Consider the following 15,932-nt stretch of genomic DNA (forward strand, 5'->3'; position numbering starts at 1 on the left):
ATGGGGGTCAGCGGCGCCAGCGGAGCATCCGGGCCGCGCCGATGGCTGCATCTCCGATCGAGCGCCCCCGCGCGCCGCGCCTATGGGCGAAACGCGGTTGCGCGCGCAGCAGGGCCGGCAAACCGTAACTTCCCGCGCGCAGGCCCGTCCGCGCCATCCGCCACCAGAGCCGCGAGGCGCTTTCCAGCGCTTCCTCGGCCGGCAGCGCGTCCTGCGTCGCGAGCAGATGCTCCATCACCGCGCCGCAACGCTGGAGCACCAGCGCGTCGGGCGGGGCGTGACGCGCGCTGGCGTAGCGGCTCATCAGCAGCGCGGAGTCGAGGGCTCCATCCCCGAACAGCGGCTCATAGCGTTCGAGCAGCACCCGCGCGGCCGAGGCGATCATCCCTTCCTCATGGCGTTGCGACGCGCCGCCGGGATGGAGGCGATAGCGGACCAAGGGCTCGGCGATCCGTCCGATCCGTCCGTGGGCGCGGACGCGGCGATAGAGATCGAAATCCTCGGCGAAGCGATACTCGTCGCGCTCGAACGGATCGAGCGCCCGCGCCACCTCGCCCCGCATCATCACGGTCGACCAGGCGATGGGATTGAGCATCGTCATCATCCAGTCGATCCGCTCGGGCTCGACCAGATCGGGGAAGGGGCCGGGGCGCACGCGCTCGCCGCAGAATGGCTCGATCGCGGAACCGACCAGCGCGATGCCGGGATGCGCGTCCAGATAAGCGAGCTGCACCGCGAAGCGATCGGGGCGGCAGAGATCGTCCTGATCGAGCCCGGCGATGAAGCGGCCGCGCGCATGGCCCATCGCGATCGTCCGCGCGACGGCGGGGCCGCCGTTCCGCTCGGCCTGGAACACGCGCAGGCGCGGGTCGCCGATCGCCGCCAGCACGGCCGGCGTATCGTCCTTCGAGCGGTCGTCGACGACGACGATCTCGAAGTCCGCCATGGTCTGGGCAAAGACGCTGTCTATGGTGTCCCTGATGAACGCCGCGCCATTATAGGCGGCCATGATGACGCTGACCGCCGGATATTCGAGACTCATCCCAGGGCACGCTCCGCGGCATGGGCCGGACAGGACGACAGGATCTGATCGACGATAAGCTGGCCGACGTCATTCTGCCAGAGCCACAGGCCATTGGCCTGCCCCCGGAAGCTCGCCTCGCCGCCGAGCTTGCCGCGCGGGACGAAGCCGGCCGCGAGCCCGATGCCGTAGACGCCGGGCACCGGCATCGCGTCGGTATCCACCACGCGGCAGAGATCGTCGACCATCGGCCCGCGCACCGGCCCTTCGCAGCGCAGGCGGATGGCGCGGCCGCGCGCGTCGATGAGGGGCAGGGCGTGCGGCTGATAGCCGAGCGCCGCCACCACGAGATCGGCTTCGTCGAGGATCGCGGCGGCGGCCTCGTCCTCCTCGCCGGAGAGCTGGTGGAGGCGCAGGCGCGGATCGCCGGTGCGCCCGCCGATGCCGAGCGCGTGGATCACCGCCTCGCGAGCCTCCAGCCGGAAGCCGGCGAGGCGATAGACGAACCCCGAGATCGGGCAGATGTCGTTCGGGCCGAAATCGGCATAGCCGTCCGCCCGCGCGGATTCGGCCGAAGGATAGAAGGGGCGCAGCGGCCTGCGGTGCAGCAGCGTGACCGACTGCGGCCCCAGCGGCAGCGCCGGGCTCGCCTTGAGCAGGCGGACGGCGGCGGTGACCGCGCTGGTCGATCCGCCGACGATGGCGATGCGCGCCGGGCGATCCCGCGGCAGCCGCTCGCGGATGGTTTCGAGGCCGCCCTCGGCCAGCAGCGTGCCGGACTGGATCAGCCGGTCGCCGCAGCGCTCGACCAGCGAGGCGCCGGCGACCTTCTGCTCGACCAGCCGGATCGGCGGCTGGTGCCCGCCGGTGGCGACGATCAGGCTGCGCGAAAGCAGCTCGATCGAGCCTCCGTCGGCGATGCGGCGCGCGCGGGTGCGCCACAGGCCGTCGGCGGTCTGTTGTGCCGAGACGACTTCATGGCCGCTCAGGATATCCCCGCCGAGCGCGCGCAGCCGCTGGCCGAGTACCGTGCCGAGACGGTCGAGATAGGCGCCCACCTTGGGCAACGGCACGCCGAGCGCGCCCTTATGCTCGGCGATGGCGCGGCCGACGGCTTCGTCCGCGATGCCGAGCCCGGCGGGCAGCGCGTTGTCGGCGGTGAGGAAGGTCTCGGCCGTGCTGTCCGAGGTGATGGCATAGCGGCCGAGTTCGCCCGAGCCGATCGCCTCGCCCCGGTCGAGGATGGCGATCCCGGCCTGCGCCAGCGCGTCGAGCCGCCCGGCCTTGCCCGCCGCGCAGAGCAGCGCCGTGCCGCCCGGCCCGCCGCCGACCACCACCGCGCCCAGCACGCGGTCGCGCGGCGTCGCGGCGATGGTGGGGAGCGTGCGGGGCAGCGTGTCGCAGATCGCGATCAGCGCGTCCGACACGCGATCGACATCCGCCATCGTCATATTGTCGGTGACGGGGAGCACCAGCATCCGCGCCGCGATATCGTCGGTGACGGGCAGCGCGTCGAGCACGCAGGCTTCGCGGAAATAAGGCTGCTCGCCCAGATGCGGGCTGAAATAGGTGCCGGCGCCGATGCTCTTGTCGGCGAGCATGGCGATGATCCGCGCCCGATGCGGCGCCAGCGCGCGCGGCAGCAACACCGCCATGAACTGCATCGCCTGGGCATGGCCCCGCGGCTTCTGGAGCGAGAAGGCGACGAGGCGTTCACGGTATCGTTCGGCCAGCGCCTCGCGGTGGGCGGCGATCCTGCCGATCTCGCCGAGCTTGGCCTCGGCGATCAGCGCGGAGACCTCGGCGAGCTTGGCGTTGATCCCCGGCAGGGTGGCGGCGCGGCCGGTCTCGAAGCCGAAATTGGCCATGGCGCGCAGCGTCTCGATCGTGGCCGGGTCCGAGCAGTGGATGAGCCCGCCTTCCGAGGTCGAGAAGGTCTTGGTCGCGTGCATCGAATAGACGACCGGGAAGGGGCAATCGGTGCCGAAGCCGCGCCCTTCGGCGTCGAGCGAGCCGAGCGAGGCGGCGGCATCCACCACGATCGCGACGTCATGCCGGCGCGATAGCCAGGCATAGCGTTCGAGGTCGATCGAATTGCCGAAGGTGGCATAAGGGACGATCGCCGAGATGCGGCGGCCATGCTCGGCGAGCAGGCGCTCCTCGGCGCGCGGGCAGAGCGCCCAGTCGTCTGGGTCGCAATCGGCGAGCAACGGAGTGAGCCCGGCCCAGATCGCGGCATGGCCGGTGGCGGCGAAGGTGAAGGCGGGGAGGAGGGCGAGCTGGCGTTCCTCCTCCTGCCCGATCCGCGCGAGGCGCAGCGCCAGCATCAGCCCCAGCGTGGCGTTGGCGACCGCGAGGCAGGCGCCGCGTCCGCCGAACAGCACCTGCGTCGCCTCGTGCTCGAAGCGGCGCGCGACGGGGCCGTTGTTGCTGAAGGTGCCGGAGGCCTCGATCGCTTCCAGCCCGGCGGTGAGCTGGCTGAGCTTGGGAGGGTTGGGCCGGATCAGGGGCAGGTCCATGGCGTCAGTCCGCAAGAGAAGATGACAGATATCGGCGTTAGGGGTGATCGCCAGGCGACACCATCCGCACCCTTGTCGTAAGCCTCCTAAGGAAGCGTGTATGCTGTCCCGTTTCGGGGGGGTAAAATCACCCCCGTAAAAGGATGAGACGGGCTTGCCGTTCGCGGACAGGCGCGCCATGCCATTGCAAACCCCGGTTTCTCTCGGAGTATCGCATGAGCATCGCCCGCTTTCCCCGCCGCCGTTACACGCCCGGCATGACCGCGATCGAGCGGCTGGACCGGCTCAGCGAGGCGCTCGGCGGGCCGACGATCTGGATCAAGCGCGACGATCAGCTCGGCCTGTCGGCGGGCGGCAACAAGACGCGCAAGCTGGAGTTTCTGGTGGCGGACGCGCTGGCGCAAGGCGCCGATACGCTCGTCACCACCGGGGCGCCGCAGTCGAATCATTGCCGGCTGACCGCCGCCGCCGCCGTGAAGGAGGGGCTGAAGTGCCGCCTGCTGATCGAGGAGCGCATCCCCGGCAGCTTCGATTCCGATGCCAGCGGCAACCATTTCCTGTTCGATCTGCTCGGCGTGGAATCGATCGAGGTGGTGCCCGCCGGCACCGATCTCGCGGCCGGCATGGCGCGGATCGCGGAAGGCCTGAAGGCGGAAGGCCGCAAGCCCTATGTCATCCCCGGCGGCGGCTCCAATCCGCTGGGCGCGCTTGGCTATGTCGCCTGCGCGGGCGAGATCGTGGCGCAGTCGGCCGATATGGGCGTGGCGTTCGACGCGGTGGTCTGCGCCAGCGGCAGCGCGGGGACTCATGCCGGCCTGCTCGTCGGGCTGGAGGCGGCGCGCTCGCAGATGCCGCTGACCGGTGTCAGCGTCCGCCGCGCCGTGGCCGAGCAGACCGCGCTGGTCGAGGGGCTGGCGCTGCGCACGGCCGGGCTGCTCGGCCACGACGCGTCGGTGGTGGCCGGCAAGGTGGCGGTGGACGATCGCTGGGTGGGCGAGGGCTATGCCATCCCCACCGATACCATGATCGAGGCGGTCAGGATGCTCGCCGGGCGGGAGGGCGTGCTGCTCGATCCGGTCTATACCGGCAAGGCGATGGCCGGGCTGATCGGGCAGGTGCGCGAAGGGCGCTGGAAGAAGGGCGATAACATCCTCTTCGTCCACACCGGCGGATCGCCCGCGCTCTATGCCTATCGCCCGGCGCTGGCCAAGGGCGTGCCGCTCGCGTGAGCCGCGCCATCGGCATTCTGGGTGGCATGGGGCCGGCGGCGACTGTCGACCTGATGGGCCGGATCATCGCGGCGACGCCGGCGCAGGGCGATGCCGGCCACCTTCACCTGCTGGTCGACAGCAACCCGGCGGTGCCCGATCGCAACCGCGCCATCGCGGGCGAGGGGCCTTCGCCGGGGCCTGCGCTTGCCGCCATGGCGCGCGGGCTGGAGGCGCAGGGGGCGGAGATGCTCGCCATCGCCTGCAACTCCGCCCATGCCTGGGCCGGAGAGATCCGCGCGGCGGCTTCCGTCCCGCTCGTCTCGATGATCGACGCCACGGTGGAGGCGATCCGCCGCGATCACCCCGGCGCGCGGACGATCGGGCTGCTGGCGGCGGACGCGTGTCTGGGCGCCGGGCTCTATCAGGGGCCGCTGGCGCAGGCGGGCTTCGAGGTGCTGCTGAGCGAGGATCAGCCGGGCTTCATGGCGCTGGTCTACGGCGTCAAGGGCGGCGAGACGGGCGCGGCCGCGCGGGCCGGCATGGCGGCGCAGGCGGAAGCGCTGGCGGCGCGGGGGGCGGAGCTGATCGTCGCGGCCTGCACCGAGGTGCCGTTGTTGCTCGGGCCGGAGGAAAGTCCGGTGCCGCTCGTCGACAGCACGGCGGCATTGGTGGCGAAACTGGTCCATCTTGCCGCCGACTGATCCGCATCGGGGCTTTCGCATTCGCGAGATGCAACGCTATCACTGGCGCGGTCGACGTTGCAGCGCCGACATCGCCAAGCAAGACATGGGGTGAACAGAGCCGACATGGCGGTTGCCGGAGGGAATGGGGGGAAGATGCGACGGGGCACGGCGGGTATCGCCGCGGCCGCGCTGTCGCTCGCGCTGGCGGGATGCGCCGTCGGCCCCGATTATCATGCGCCATCGGCGACGAAGCTCGGTGTGCCCTATCGTTTCTCGACCACCATCCCGGCCGGCGCGGTGGCGCCCGGCGAGCGCGAGCTGGCGACCTGGTGGGCGTCGCTCGGCGATCCCGTGCTCGATCGGCTGGTGACGGAGGCGCTTGCCGCCAACCCGGACATCTCGGCCGCCGGCGCGCGGCTCCGGCAGGCGCGGGCGAGCTACAAGGGCGCGCGGGCGTCGCTCTTCCCGTCGATCAGCGGCAACACGTCGGTCGGCCACACGTCGCTGCTCGGCAAGGGGGCGGCCGGCCTCATCACCAATCCCGGCGGCGGCACCACCTCCTTCGCGACCGGCGGCGATTCCGACCAGTTCAACGCCGGGCTCGACGCCTCCTACGAGGTGGACCTGTTCGGCGGCGTGCGCCGCTCAGTCGAGGCGGCGAAGGGCGATTATGCGAGCGCGGCCGAGCAGCTCCGCGACACCCAGCGCAGCATCGTCGCCGAAGTGGCGCTCAACTATGTCGACGCGCGCTCGGCGCAGGAGCGGCTGGCGATCGCGCGCGCCAACCTGAAGAGCCAGGACGAGACGGTCCAGCTCGTCGGCTGGCGGGTGAAGGCGGGGCTGGTCTCCAGCCTCGATCTCGCCCAGGCGCGTGCCCAGCGCGAGCAGACCGCCGCCACCGTCCCCGCGCTGGAGACGAGCCTCGCCCAGTCGGCCAACGCGCTGTCGATCCTGATCGGTCAGGCGCCCGGCGCCGTCACCGACGCATTGCAGCCGCCGCGCCCCGTGCCGGTGGCGGATCGCGCGCTCGGCGCCAATGTGCCCGCCGCGGTGCTGGCCCAGCGGCCCGATGTGCGCGCCGCCGAACGCACGCTGGCCGCCGCCACCGCACGGATCGGCGTCGCCAAGGCGCAGCTCTATCCCGCGCTGCGGCTCACCGGCTCGCTTGGCGGCAACGGCACGCGGATCAGCGACATCACCCGCTTCTCCACCGGCACGCTGCTTGCGGCGGTGACCGCACCGATCTTCGACGGCGGCGCGATCCGCGCCCAGATCGAGAATGCGCGCGGCGGGGCCGATCTCGCGCTCGCGCAATATCGCACGGCCGTGCTGACCGCGCTTTCGGATGTCGAGAATGCGCTGGTCTCGCTCGCCAACAGCAGGCGGCGGGTGGTGACGCTCGGCGAGGCGGCCGAGGATTCGCATGCGGCCTATGTCTTCGCGCAGAGCCAGTATCGCGCCGGCCTGATCGATTTCCAGACGCTGCTCGATTCGGAGCGGACCCTGCTCTCCAGCCAGGACGGCCTCGCCCAGGCGCGTGCCGACCGGGCGACCGCGCTCGTCCAGCTCTACAAGGCGCTGGGCGGCGGCTGGCAGGCAGCACCCATGCCGGCGAGCGCACTCCCCTACACCCCCGCGGCGATCGAGCTGCCGGACGCCAATGCGACCCCGGCCCCGATCAAGACCACCGCCATCCGCCCTTCCGAAAGGCCCTGACGTGGATCACACCAACGCGGCGCCCGCCGACACCGATCTGGACAGCTTCCTCGGCGTCGAGGGCCAGCACAAGGGCCGCCGCATCGCGCGGCGCGTCGCCATTGCGGTCGGCGTGGTGCTGGTGCTGCTGCTCGTCGTCCGCTGCGTATCGGGCGCCAAGGAGCGGCCGCATTATTCGACGGTCGCGGCGAAACAGGGCGATCTGGCGGTCACGGTCTCGGCCACCGGCAACCTCACGCCCACCAAGCAGATCAATGTCGGCTCGGAGGAATCGGGCATCGTCACCGACGTGTTCGTCCAGAACAACGACCATGTGACCAAGGGCGAGCCGCTCGCCCGCCTCGACACCTCGCGCCTCAAGGATGCGCTGGTGCAGAGCCAGGCGCAGTTGCTCGCGGCGCAGGCGGCGGTGCTTCAGAATCAGGCGACGGTCGATCAGTCGGGCGCGACGCTGAAGCGCTATCAGGAGGTGGCGCGCCTCTCGGGCGGCAAGGTGCCGTCGGCGACCGAGATGGATACCGCGCGCGGAGACTATGCGCGGGCGGTGGCGAACCTCAAATCGGCCGAGGCGCAGGTCGCGCAATCCAGGGCGGAGGTTTCGACCAACCAGACCAACCTCGCCAAGGCGACGATCTATTCGCCGGTCGACGGCGTGGTGCTGTCGCGGCAGGTCGAGCCGGGGCAGACGGTGGCGGCGCAGTTCAACGTCGCGACCCTGTTCACCATCGCCGAAGACCTGACCCAGATGAAGCTCGACGTGAAGGTGGACGAGGCCGATGTCGGCGAGGTCGCGGTCGGCGATGCGGCGAACTTCACCGTGGACGCCTATCCGGGCCGCACCTTCCTCGGCCGTGTGACGCGCATCGATCTCGGCGCCAATGCGACGCCGACGGTCAACAGCGCCGGCACCACCACCAATTCGACCAGCACGGTGGTCGCCTACACCGCCTCGCTGACCGTCGCGAACCCCGAGACGCTGCTCCGCCCCGGCATGACGGCGACGGCGGCGATCCTCACCAAGACGTTGCATAACGCGTTGCTGGTGCCGAACGCGGCGCTGCGCTTCACGCCCGAGGGCTGGAAGAGCGGCGGTGGCGGGCCGTTCCAGCTTGGCGGGCCGAAGCGCGGCAGCGGCGGTTTCGGCGTGGCGGGACAAGAGAAGATCGCCGACATCGGCCGGGGCAGCCAGCAGACTGTCTACATCCTCGACGCCAAGGGAGAGCCCAAGGCGATCCGCGTGACCGTCGGCAGCAGCAACGGCACGCTGACGGCGGTGGCCGGCCCCGATCTCAAGCCGGGGATGAACGTCATCACCGGTCGCCTCGCCCAGAAGGGCAAGTGAGCGCCGCCGTGACCCAACCGCTGATCCGGCTGAGCGGCGTCACCAAGCGCTTCGGCGCGGGGGCGGCGGCGTTTCAGGCGTTGAAGGGCGTCGACCTCGATGTCGAGGCGGGCGACTTCATGGCGGTGATGGGGCCGTCGGGCTCGGGCAAGTCGACGACGATGAACATCCTCGGCTGCCTCGACGTGCCGACCACCGGCCATTTCCTGTTCCGCGGCCATCATGTCGAGAGCCTCGGGCGAGATCAGCGCGCGCTGCTCAGGCGGCGGTATCTCGGCTTCGTGTTCCAGGGCTTCAACCTGCTCGCGCGCACGACGGCGCTGGAGAATGTCGAGCTGCCGCTCCTCTATCGCGGCGAGGATCGCTGGACGCGCCACGCTGCCGCCATGGACGCGCTGGAGCAGGTGGGGCTGGCCGACTGGGCCAAGCATACGCCCGCCGAACTCTCCGGCGGCCAGCAGCAGCGCGTCGCCATCGCCCGCGCGATCGTCACGCGGCCGGACGTGCTGCTTGCCGATGAGCCGACGGGCAATCTCGATACGGAGCGCTCGGTGGAGATCATGCAGCTCCTCACCCGCTTGAATCAGGAGAGCGGCATCACCGTGCTGATGGTGACGCACGAGGCGGAGATGGCCGCCTATGCCCGCACCATCGTCCATTTCCGCGACGGCCTCGTCGAGACGATCGAGCGGAAGGCGGCGGCATGAGCCTCGATCACGACGCCCCGCCGCCGCCCGGCCATATCTCCCCGACGCGATTGCTCGGCACCACCATGCTGCTCGCGATCCGGGCGATCCGGCGGCATCTGATGCGCTCCTTCCTCACCGTGCTCGGCATCGTCATCGGCGTGTTCGCGGTGGTGACGATGGTGACGCTCGGCAATGGCGCGGCCAAGTCGGTCCACGATCAGGTGTCGAACCTCGGCGCCAACGTGCTCGCCATCCTGCCGGGGCAGGGCAACGGGCGCGGCGGAGGCGGAGAGGCGCCGCCGCCCTTCAAGCCCGAGGATCTCGATGCGCTGCGGGCGCAGGTGTCGGGCGTCACCGCCGTCGCCCCGCAGGCGCAGGCCTCGGTCACCGCGATCCACAACGCCGCCAACTGGTCCACCACGGTCAACGGCACCAGCAACGACTATCTCGACGCGGAGAACTGGAAGCTCGCCGAAGGCCGCCGTTTCAGCGAAACGGAGCAGGAGGCGGGCAAGTCGGTCTGCCTCATCGGCAACACGGTGAAGACCAATCTCTATCCGCGGGACGAGCCGGTCGGCTCGAACCTGCGCCTCGGCAATATCAGTTGCGAGGTGATCGGCGTGCTCGATACGCGCGGGCAGGGCGGCTTCGGGCAGGATGCGGACGACACGGTGGTGATGCCGATCAAGGCGGTTCAGCGCCGCTTCACCGGCAACCGCGACATTCGCGCGATCATCGTCGCCGCGGACCCCGCTTATGACAGTGCCGACGTCCAGCAGTCGATCACCGCGCTCATGCGCGAGCGGCGCAACATCAGCGGCGGCAAGGTCGACGACTTCACCGTGTTCGACAATCGCCAGATCGCCGACACGCTGTCCGGCATCACCGGCGTGCTGACCGCGATCGTCAGCGCGGTGGCGGCGATCTCGCTGCTGGTCGGCGGGATCGGGATCATGAACATCATGCTGGTGTCCGTCACCGAGCGGACGCGTGAGATCGGCATCCGCCTCGCCATCGGCGCGGTCGCGCGCGAGGTGATGCTGCAATTCCTCGTCGAGGCTGTGGTGCTCTCCTGCATCGGCGGGCTGATCGGGCTGGTGCTGGCGCTGTTCGCCTCGATCGGCTTGTCGAAGCTGCTCGATGTGCCGTTCGTGTTCGATCCGTGGACCAACCTCGTGGCCTTCGTCTTCTCGGGCCTGATCGGCGTGGTGTTCGGCTATTTCCCGGCGCGCCGCGCGGCCTCGCTCAACCCGATCGACGCGCTGCGCCACGAATGATGCTGCTCCTCGCCTTGCTCGCGGCGGCGCAGGACGCAGCGCCTCCGCCTGCTCCGCCGCCGTCCGACATCGTCGTCACGGGGGCTGCGGCCGGCTGCGGGCCGCCCTTCGCGCGCACCTATATCGCGCCGATGGGCCAGCCCTTCCGCACCGACGGGCAGACGGACCCGATGAAGGCCTGGTTCACCGCCGCCGATGCCGATCATGATGGGAGGCTGACCCTCGCCGAGTTCCTGGCCGATGCGGACCGCTATTTCACCGTGCTGGACCGCGATCATTCGGGCGAGATCGATCCCGAGGAGATGTCGTTCTACGAAAACACGCTCGCGCCCGAGATCAAGCTTTACCAGCGCGGGCAGGACAAGCGCCCCCGCACAGGCAAACAGAAGCACGAGGCCAAGGCCGCCGCCCGCCGGCGCGCCGATTATGAGGCGCCCTATGGCGCGGGCATCTGGGCGTCGCTCAACATCCCGCAGCCGATCGTCTCGGCCGACCTCGATCTCAATCGCGGCGTCTCCCGCGCCGAGCTGGCGGAGGTGGCGTCCCGTCGCTTCCCGCTGCTCGATCCGACGGGGCGCGGCACTCTGACCTATGACACGCTGCCCCGCTCGCCGGCGCAGAAGGATATCGACGCCTGCCGCGCCGAGGCCGATAGGAAGAAGCGATGAACGATCTCACCCCGCCCCGCCTGCTGGTCGTCGACGACGATTCCGATCTGCGAGACCTGATCGCAGGCTTCCTGCGCGACCATCATCTCGAGGTCGAGACCGCCGCCGACGCCGAGGGCATGGACGCGGCGCTCGCCCGCCAGCGCTTCGACTGCGTGATCCTCGATCTGATGATGCCGGGCGAGGACGGGCTGTCGGTGCTGCGCCGGATGCGGGGGAAGGACCGGACGCCCGTCATCATGCTCTCCGCCATGGGCGAAGACGTGGACCGCATCGTCGGCCTCGAAGTCGGCGCGGACGACTATCTCGCCAAGCCCTGCAACCCGCGCGAGCTGCTCGCCCGCGTGCGCGCGCTGCTCCGGCGGACGTCCCGCCCGGACGAGGTGACGACCGATCTCGGCGGCGGCGCGACGCCGCGCCGTCGCTTCGGGGACTGGTCGCTCGATCTGGTCGAGCGGACCCTCTATCGCACCGGCTATCCCGACGCGCCGCTCACCGATGCGGAGTTCCGCGTGCTCACCGCCTTCCTCGACCGGCCGCAGCGAGTCCTCTCGCGCGACACGCTGATCGAGCTGGCCAAGGGATCGGACGCCGACGTGTTCGATCGCGCGATCGACGTCACCATCAGCCGGCTGCGCAAGAAGCTCGGGCCGGGTGATCCGATCCGCACCATCCGCAACGAAGGCTATATGCTCGCGCTGAGGCCCGAGGATGGCTGAACGCCGGGCCAGCCTGCGCTTCGGGTCGCTGCCGATCTTCTGGCAGACGCTGGTCCTGCTGCTGGCGGGGCTGGTGATGGCGCAGATCGTCTCGATCCTGCTGGTCATCTATCTGCCGGCGCCGCGGCCGGATTTCTACACCATGACCGAGATCGCCGAGCGGCTGCGGCTGGAGCCGGGCTCGGTCCACGAGCTGACCGTCCGCCATGTCGACAGCGAGCCCGTAGCCGAAGGCGGCATGATCTCGGACCCGGCGATCACCGAGCGGCTGGCCTATCAGCTCGGCCGGCCGGTGGACGATGTCCGCCTGCTGTTCGAGGCGGACCAGTCGGAGGTGTTTCCCTTCACCCGCCAGCCGGGCAGCAGCGCCGTGCCGATCCGCCACGGCCAGCCCTATTTCTTCAACACGGTGGAAGCCGCCGAGCGCGATCCCGCCGGCGGCTGGCGCGTGCTGAGGACGCCGCCCAAGGCGGGCATCACCGTGTGGCAGCAGCGCACGATGATCTGGTTCGGGCTGACGGCGCTGGCGCTGCTGCCCTTCGGCTGGCTGTTCGCGCGGCGGCTGACGCGGCCGATCCGGCGCTTCGTCGGCGCGGTCGAGCGGCTCGGCCATGATCGCGACGCGCCGCCCGTGCCGGTCGAGGGGCCGTCCGAACTGCGCCTGACCGCGCAGGCGCTGAACGAGATGCACGCGCGCCTCCACGCCCATCTGCGCGAGCGCACCGCGATGATCGGCGCGATCGCGCACGATCTGCGCACGCCGATGGCGCGCATCGCCTTCCGCATCGAGGGCGCGCCGGACAAGATCCGCGTGCCGGTGCAGGCCGATATCGAGCAGATGCGCCAGATGGTGACGGCGACGATCGGCTTCCTGCGCGGCGACGCGGGAACGGGCGAGCGCCATCCGGTCGATCTCGCGGCGCTGGCGCGCCGGCTGGCGGGCGAGGCGAGCGATACCGGCTCGCCCGTCTCGATCGCGATGATCGAGCGCGCGGTGGTGAGCGGGGACCGCTCGGCGCTGGAGCGGCTGATCCAGAATCTCATCGACAATGCCGTGCAATATGGCGGCGGCGCCGAGCTGATCGTCGAGCGCGACATCGATCGCGCGCGGCTGACCGTCGCGGATCGCGGGCCGGGCATCCCCGAGGAGGAACTGGAGCGGATGTTCGAGCCGTTCGAGCGCCGCGACCCGTCGCGCAGCCGCTCGACCGGGGGCCTCGGTCTCGGCCTCGCCATCGCGCGCTCGATCGCGCAGGCGCATGGCGGCACGATCCATGCCGGGAATCGTGACGGCGGCGGGCTGGCCGTGACGGTGGACCTGCCCGCCGCCGCCTGAGCGGCGTCAGCCGCTGTTGCGGAGTGCCGTCGCGATCGCGTTGATCGACAGCTCGATGCCCTCGCGGATGCGCGGGTCGGTCTCGCCCGCGCGATGCCGCTTGAGCAGCTCGACCTGGAGCAGGTTGAGCGGCTCGATATAGGGCAGGCGCAGGCGGATCGAGCTGTCGAGCGCGGGAAGCTTCTCCAGCAGCCGCGTCTGCCGCGTGACCGCCAGCAGCGCGTCGTGCGAGCGTTCCCAGCCGTCGCGGATGCGGCCGAAGATCGCCTCGCCTGCCGCCTTGTCCTCGACGAGCGGAAGGTAGTGCGCGGCGATCTTCATGTCCGATTTCGCCAGCACCATCTCCATGTTGGCGAGCGTGGCGGCGAGGAAGGGCCAGCCGTCCAGCATCTCGCGCAGCAGGCCCATGTCGGGGAAGTCGGAGAGCGCGCGGCCGACGCCGTACCAGCCCGGCAGCATGATCCGCGCCTGCGCCCAGGAGAAGACCCACGGAATCGCGCGCAGATCCTCGATCCGGTCGCTCTTGGTGCGGCTGGCGGGGCGGGAGCCGATCTTGAGGCCGGAAATCTCCGGCAGCGGCGTGATCTGGCGGAAGAAGGTGCGGAAAGCATCGTCGCCATAGACGAGGTCGCGATAGGTCTTGAACGCCGTGCCCGAGATCGTCGCCATGGCGCCCGCGAAACGCTCATAGTCCGCGTTCGGGAGCTTGGGCGCCTCCAGCGAGGCGAGGAGGGTGGCCGACGCCATCGCCTCGAGATTCACCGCGGCGGAATCGCGCGTGCCATATTTGGCGGCGATCACCTCGCCCTGCTCGGTGATGCGGATGCGACCGTTGACGGTGCCCGGCGGCTGCGCCTGGATCGCCGCGAAGGAGGAGCCGCCGCCGCGCCCGACCGCCCCGCCGCGGCCGTGGAAGAGCTGCATCCGCACGCCGGCCTTGGCGAACACCGGGGCCAGCGCCCGGCTCGCCTGATGCAGCGACCAGACCGAGGTGAGATAGCCCCCGTCCTTGTTCGAGTCCGAATAGCCGACCATCACCTCCTGATGCCCGCGCGCGCGGGTGAGCAGCGCGATCTCGGGCAGCGCCAGCCAGTCGGCCATCACGCTCGGGGCGTTTTCGAGGTCGCCGATCGTCTCGAACAGCGGGACGGCCATGATCGCGGCGTGCGGCGCCTCGCCCTCGTTGGCGGCGGGCCGATAGAGGCCGACCTCCTTGAGCAGCGTGTGGACCTCCAGCATGTCCGACACGCTTTCGGACTTGGAGATGTTATAGATGCCGATCGAGGCCGGGCCGTAGCGCCGGTGCGCCTCGGCGGCCGCGCGCAGGATGGCGAGTTCGGAACGCGCCTCGTCCGAATAGTCGCCCCACGGGCTCGACAGCGGGCGGGCATGGGCGAGTTCGCGGCGCAGCAGGGCGACGCGCGCCTGTTCGTCGAGCGCGAGATAGTCCGCCTCGACGCCCGCCACCTTGAGCAGCTCGGCGACGACACGTTCGTGGACGTCGGCATTCTGGCGCAGGTCGAGCGCGGCGAGATGGAAGCCGAAGATGTCGATCGCGCGGATCAGGCGGGCGAGCGCTCCGCCGCCCTCCTGGCCCAGCTCCCCGGCGAGGATCGAGAGATCGTGGCGCAGCGCCTGCGGATCGGGATAGGCTTCCGCCTCGACGCGGGCGGGGCGGGGCGGGGCATGGCCGACGATCTCGGCATAGGTCGCGGCGAGGCGCGCATAGATGCCGGTCAGCGCGCGGCGATAGGGCTCGTCGCCCCGCGCGCGGCCCGGATCGTGCGCGGCGTCGGCCAGTGCGACCAGCGCCTCGCTCACCGGCGCCAGCTCGGTCGAGATCGAGAGCTCGGCGCCGAGCGCGTGGATCTCGTCGAGATAATGGCCGATCACAGCCTCGGCCGAGCGGGCGAGGACATGGTTCAGCGAATCCGCGCCGACATTGGGATTGCCGTCGCGATCGCCGCCGATCCAGTTGCCGAGCCGCAGGAAGGAGGGGGTGTGCTCGCCCAGCGCCCGATCCCAGCGCGCATAGAGCGCCGGCAGGGTCGGCAGCAGCACGTCGCGCAGATAGGCGAGCGCCGTGTCGATCTCGTCGACCACATAGAGGCGCTCGCGGCGCAGCGTCCGCGTCTGCCAGAGCAGCGCGATCTGGCGGATGATCGACTCTTCGATCAGATCGCCGTCTTCCGTCTCCAGCGCGCCCGTATCCTTGAGCTGCATCAGCTCGGCGATGTGGTTGCGATGATCGATCATGCTCTTGCGCCGCACCTCGGTCGGATGCGCGGTGAGCACGGGGACGAGCAGCGAATGTTCGAGCAGCGCCAGCACCTTGTCGCGGCCGATGCCCTGCCGATCGAGGCGGGTAAGCGTGCGCGCCACGTCGGCATCGGGTTCGGCGGCGACGCCCTGCCGGTCCTCGGCGAGGTTGGCGAGCATCGAGAACAGCATGAAGCCGCGCACGAAGGCGAGCGTATCGTCGAGCGTCAGCGCGTCGAGCCCGGTGTCGATCGCCTCGGCGCCGGCGATGCCGCGCGCGCGGTCCACCGAGACGGAGCGGATATATTCGATGCGCCGGAACAGCGCGTCGCCGCCATGCGTGCGGATCACATCCCCCAGCAGCTTGCCGAGGAAACGGACATCAGGGTTTTGCGTGATCGGGAAGGTCGTGGCCATGGCGGGGGGTGCTGCATCGCAGCAGCGGCCACGTCAATGCTTTGTTGCGTTGAATTGCCCGATACCGGTCAGAAT

The 15,932-nt window shown here is 70.3% G+C and carries 12 protein-coding genes; 9 read left to right on the forward strand and 3 right to left on the reverse strand.

The genetic code is table 11. The features are described 5' to 3' along the window. Positions 1-7: 7 nt before the first annotated feature. Positions 8-1,042, reverse strand: a complete 1,035-nt coding sequence (locus FHS98_RS06630; protein WP_167101938.1) for a glycosyltransferase family 2 protein — start codon at positions 1,040-1,042, stop codon at positions 8-10. Then, positions 1,039-3,540 (reverse strand): DegT/DnrJ/EryC1/StrS family aminotransferase, encoded by a 2,502-nt coding sequence (locus FHS98_RS06635; RefSeq protein ID WP_167101941.1) that lies wholly within the window; start codon positions 3,538-3,540, stop codon positions 1,039-1,041. Before FHS98_RS06635 ends, FHS98_RS06630 begins: the two co-directional genes overlap by 4 nt. A gap of 215 nt (positions 3,541-3,755) precedes the next feature. Here FHS98_RS06635 and cuyA point away from each other — a divergent pair, with 215 nt between their 5' ends. From cuyA to FHS98_RS06680, 9 genes are all read left to right on the forward strand, one after another. After that, positions 3,756-4,769 (forward strand): D-cysteate sulfo-lyase, encoded by a 1,014-nt coding sequence (gene cuyA, locus FHS98_RS06640; protein WP_167101944.1) that lies wholly within the window; start codon positions 3,756-3,758, stop codon positions 4,767-4,769. Further along, positions 4,766-5,452 (forward strand): cysteate racemase, encoded by a 687-nt coding sequence (cuyB, locus tag FHS98_RS06645; protein ID WP_167101947.1) that lies wholly within the window; start codon positions 4,766-4,768, stop codon positions 5,450-5,452. Before cuyA ends, cuyB begins: the two co-directional genes overlap by 4 nt. Positions 5,453-5,587: 135 nt before the next feature. Continuing rightward, a complete protein-coding gene (locus tag FHS98_RS06650) occupies positions 5,588-7,150 on the forward strand; it encodes an efflux transporter outer membrane subunit (RefSeq protein WP_243847895.1) in 1,563 nt (520 codons plus the stop codon). 1 nt (position 7,151) lies between these two features. Beyond that, positions 7,152-8,492 carry an efflux RND transporter periplasmic adaptor subunit gene (locus FHS98_RS06655; protein WP_167101953.1) on the forward strand — a complete coding sequence of 447 codons (1,341 nt, stop codon included), beginning with the start codon at positions 7,152-7,154 and terminating at the stop codon, positions 8,490-8,492. An 8-nt stretch (positions 8,493-8,500) separates the two neighbouring features. Then, positions 8,501-9,199, forward strand: a complete 699-nt coding sequence (locus FHS98_RS06660) for an ATP-binding cassette domain-containing protein (RefSeq protein WP_167101956.1) — start codon at positions 8,501-8,503, stop codon at positions 9,197-9,199. Between the two features lie 50 nt (positions 9,200-9,249). Further along, positions 9,250-10,458, forward strand: coding sequence for an ABC transporter permease (locus FHS98_RS06665; protein WP_167102965.1), 1,209 nt, complete (start codon positions 9,250-9,252; stop codon positions 10,456-10,458). Further along, positions 10,458-11,126, forward strand: a complete 669-nt coding sequence (locus FHS98_RS06670) for an EF-hand domain-containing protein (RefSeq protein ID WP_243847896.1) — start codon at positions 10,458-10,460, stop codon at positions 11,124-11,126. The genes FHS98_RS06665 and FHS98_RS06670 overlap by 1 nt, the downstream gene beginning before the upstream one ends. Next, positions 11,123-11,845, forward strand: coding sequence for a response regulator (locus FHS98_RS06675; protein WP_167101959.1), 723 nt, complete (start codon positions 11,123-11,125; stop codon positions 11,843-11,845). The genes FHS98_RS06670 and FHS98_RS06675 overlap by 4 nt, the downstream gene beginning before the upstream one ends. After that, positions 11,838-13,181, forward strand: coding sequence for a sensor histidine kinase (locus FHS98_RS06680; protein WP_167101962.1), 1,344 nt, complete (start codon positions 11,838-11,840; stop codon positions 13,179-13,181). Before FHS98_RS06675 ends, FHS98_RS06680 begins: the two co-directional genes overlap by 8 nt. Positions 13,182-13,187: 6 nt before the next feature. On the opposite strand, the gene ppc is transcribed toward FHS98_RS06680, so the two are convergent. Beyond that, positions 13,188-15,857: a phosphoenolpyruvate carboxylase gene (ppc, locus tag FHS98_RS06685; RefSeq protein WP_167101965.1), complete on the reverse strand. Its 2,670-nt coding sequence runs from the start codon at positions 15,855-15,857 to the stop codon at positions 13,188-13,190. Between the last annotated feature and the right edge of the window lie 75 nt (positions 15,858-15,932).

It is taken from the genome of Sphingomonas oligoaromativorans, from assembly GCF_011762195.1.
GTDB classification, from domain to species: domain Bacteria; phylum Pseudomonadota; class Alphaproteobacteria; order Sphingomonadales; family Sphingomonadaceae; genus Solisphingomonas; species Solisphingomonas oligoaromativorans.

What these genes read in the sequence shown, in the direction of transcription:
- FHS98_RS06630 (WP_167101938.1), bottom strand. Translation starts at nt 1,042, where the DNA reads ATGAGTCTCGAATATCCGGCGGTCAGCGTCATCATGGCCGCCTATAAT.
- FHS98_RS06635 (WP_167101941.1), bottom strand. Translation starts at nt 3,540, where the DNA reads ATGGACCTGCCCCTGATCCGGCCCAACCCTCCCAAGCTCAGCCAGCTC.
- cuyA (WP_167101944.1), top strand. Translation starts at nt 3,756, where the DNA reads ATGAGCATCGCCCGCTTTCCCCGCCGCCGTTACACGCCCGGCATGACC.
- FHS98_RS06650 (WP_243847895.1), top strand. Translation starts at nt 5,588, where the DNA reads ATGCGACGGGGCACGGCGGGTATCGCCGCGGCCGCGCTGTCGCTCGCG.
- FHS98_RS06670 (WP_243847896.1), top strand. Translation starts at nt 10,458, where the DNA reads ATGCTGCTCCTCGCCTTGCTCGCGGCGGCGCAGGACGCAGCGCCTCCG.
- FHS98_RS06675 (WP_167101959.1), top strand. Translation starts at nt 11,123, where the DNA reads ATGAACGATCTCACCCCGCCCCGCCTGCTGGTCGTCGACGACGATTCC.
- FHS98_RS06680 (WP_167101962.1), top strand. Translation starts at nt 11,838, where the DNA reads ATGGCTGAACGCCGGGCCAGCCTGCGCTTCGGGTCGCTGCCGATCTTC.
- ppc (WP_167101965.1), bottom strand. Translation starts at nt 15,857, where the DNA reads ATGGCCACGACCTTCCCGATCACGCAAAACCCTGATGTCCGTTTCCTC.